This window comes from uncultured Maricaulis sp. (assembly GCF_963976135.1).
In the GTDB taxonomy this organism is placed as follows: Bacteria; Pseudomonadota; Alphaproteobacteria; order Caulobacterales; family Maricaulaceae; genus Maricaulis.
Genome location: NZ_CAXBKN010000171.1, coordinates 1 through 2,623, shown reverse-complemented (window position 1 = coordinate 2,623; position 2,623 = coordinate 1). Strand labels below are relative to the sequence as shown.

4 protein-coding genes are annotated in these 2,623 nt (G+C 30.9%); all 4 read right to left on the bottom strand.

Annotated elements, in window-relative coordinates:
- Window positions 1-7: 7 nt before the first annotated feature.
- Window positions 8-1,333 (bottom strand): phage terminase large subunit, encoded by a 1,326-nt coding sequence (locus AAC023_RS14260; RefSeq protein WP_339741932.1) that lies wholly within the window; start codon window positions 1,331-1,333, stop codon window positions 8-10.
- A complete protein-coding gene (locus AAC023_RS14255) occupies window positions 1,326-1,691 on the bottom strand; it encodes a hypothetical protein (protein WP_339741930.1) in 366 nt (121 codons plus the stop codon). Before AAC023_RS14255 ends, AAC023_RS14260 begins: the two co-directional genes overlap by 8 nt.
- A 46-nt stretch (window positions 1,692-1,737) precedes the next feature.
- A complete protein-coding gene (locus tag AAC023_RS14250; RefSeq protein ID WP_339741928.1) occupies window positions 1,738-2,121 on the bottom strand; it encodes a hypothetical protein in 384 nt (127 codons plus the stop codon).
- 277 nt (window positions 2,122-2,398) lie between these two features.
- Window positions 2,399-2,623: hypothetical protein (locus AAC023_RS14245; RefSeq protein ID WP_339741926.1), on the bottom strand; the 225-nt coding region annotated here is incomplete at its 5' end.

Sequence of the window (2,623 nt, the reverse complement as noted above, 5' to 3'; positions counted from 1 at the left end):
ATAATAATTATTGGATAAAGTATTTACCAGTATTAGCATCAATCTCATAATACATTCTCATCATTAAGGCATCAGAGTAATCTGGTGACCTTCCTATGATATCTTTAATCTTATCTTTAGATAGTATAGAAAGCTTTGTATCAGCATCTATCTTAGTTCTCTTTACTTGCTCTAGCTCTTGTATTAAATCAGCTTTAATATCTACATCTACACTACACATAGATAACTGTCCTTTATTAATTAAGTCAGATAGTTTATAATAACATTGAGTTTTTAGATTAGTATAGTTCTCTTTCTTTAATGCTGTACTATTATTAACGAATCCTCTACATCTTAATATATCCTTTAATCCTCCTCCTACTCCATCCTCATCTACTATTATATTATATAAAGGTACTTGATACTGATTATGAAGCTGTTTAATGTACTCAGCTAATTCAGTGATAGTATTAGTAGCAAACGTCTTTAATTGTGTTACAGCTAATCCATTCCATAACATTACTACAGATTTATCTTTACCAAATCTAGCTACATCGCATGTAATATATCTCTGTCCTTCTTCTACCTTATTAGTAAACATATTAGTAATAGCTCCATAATCGATCAATACATCGTCACTATTATCATATTCCCAGTCACCATCTAATAATCTCTTTCTGGATACCAAATCCATCTGACTTAATTGCTCTTTATAATGTCTAGATATAAATGCATTATCATCTACCTTAGCTTGTATAAACTTTCTATAAGGTCTTATACTACCATCTAATGAAGGTCTATAATATTCTGAATATACCCAGTTCTTCGCTGGATTACATGACATGAATAGTTTAGGTACTAAGTTATTCTCATCTAATTTATATCTAATCCTAGACGCTAATACGTTCTTAGCTTTCTCAGTAACCTGATTTGCTTCATCTATAAAAGCACCAGTAATCTCTAATGAACCTAGACTATCAAAATTTCTATCTGAGGGATATAAGAATAAATCCTTAAGCATTATCTCAGAACCATTATAAAATGTTATTACATTAGTCTGACCATTGTACTTATAGTGTTCACCTCCTTTAAGCTTCCAGTGACTACATACCTCAAAAAAGGTATTAAGAGTAGTCTTCTTTAATGCATCAAGCTTAGAACGTCCTATTAGGTATCTAGTACCTTTATTCTGTAAACACATTCTAATTATCCATGAACATCCTACCCATGATTTACCTCCTCCAGCTGCACCTCCATATAATACCTCTTTAGTACTATCATCTAATAGATACTTCATAGCTTCCGATTGCTTATCAGTAAACTCTACCTTAACGACATTATCGTTATTAGTCATTAAAAATTAATTGTATTGGGTCTATAGTAGCGTTGAGGTCTATTTCAGTCTTCTCAGTGAATCCTCTCTCTTTACCTTTAGTCTTTAAATAGAAGATAGTAGCTTGTACACTACCGTTCTCTATTTGCTTCTGTAAAGCTTTCTCTACTTTGTCAAGTGTTCTATCTTGAGCTGAATTAACAGCTTCTAAATAATCTTCATCTTGCTCTATCCATCTATAATGAGACTGTCTACTTATTGAGATATCTTCCTTCTCTAATAGTCTTATAGCTTCTGATATATTTCCAAATGTAGAATATAAAGCTTTCTTCATCGCTTCCTTCTTACCATTTGTAACCTTTTGTAATTTCTTCTTCATACTTATTAATAGACATTTTGTCAGTTTGTTTTGACATTATGACATACTATACATATTCATTAGGAGTTCTTAATCTTATACTTAAGTCAGTCATAGCCCATATTCTAATTGATTCACAGTATTGCTCAAATTCTTTAGTATTCATTACTGTAGTTGATTTAACACTATGTAAAGGTATTAGCTTGTCCTTATACTCTATTTGTGACCATTCACTACTAAACTTAATTTTAAGAGCGTCATGCATCTCATCTACAGTATATCCTAGTTCTTTAGCTAATTCTTGTACAATGTTCTTCCAATAGTATTTATTCTGATTCATAGACCTCGTATTTTTATTTTGTTTAACTTCTACTACATAATTATCACCTAATGATTTTAAATGAGTTATTAATAGTTTCTTATCGTTGTTATCTCTTATTATAAATTTCATGTTAATTATCTTCTGGATTATAGAATTCTATCTCTTCAGTATATTGTTCTAATGAAAAGAAGCTCTCTACTACCTTTTTAGCTGATACTAGAGCGTATGTCATCTTTTGATACTCTGTACCCTTAGACTGAGGTGTAGGTAGATATAAGACTACTTCTCTCTCTTGATTATCTAATACTATTATATAAGGTATTGACATCTCTATACAATCTGTTATTAAATCTATTAATTCTATTCTCTCTATTATGTCTTCCATGTTATTGTATGTTTTTAGTTATTATAATTTACCTCCTACTATGTTCTTCTTACATTGAGTCTTATAGATATCTACCCAGCTAAACGGTTCTTCTTCTTCATATCCTACAGCTCTATCAAGCTCTATCTCTTTCTGTAGATTAGCTAAGCTTCTCCATGCTACCTTAGTACTATGTCTTATACCATCTGTATCCATTGTACCAGCTTCTAATAGATGTCTAGTCAATGCATCTAGTTCATCAGTACT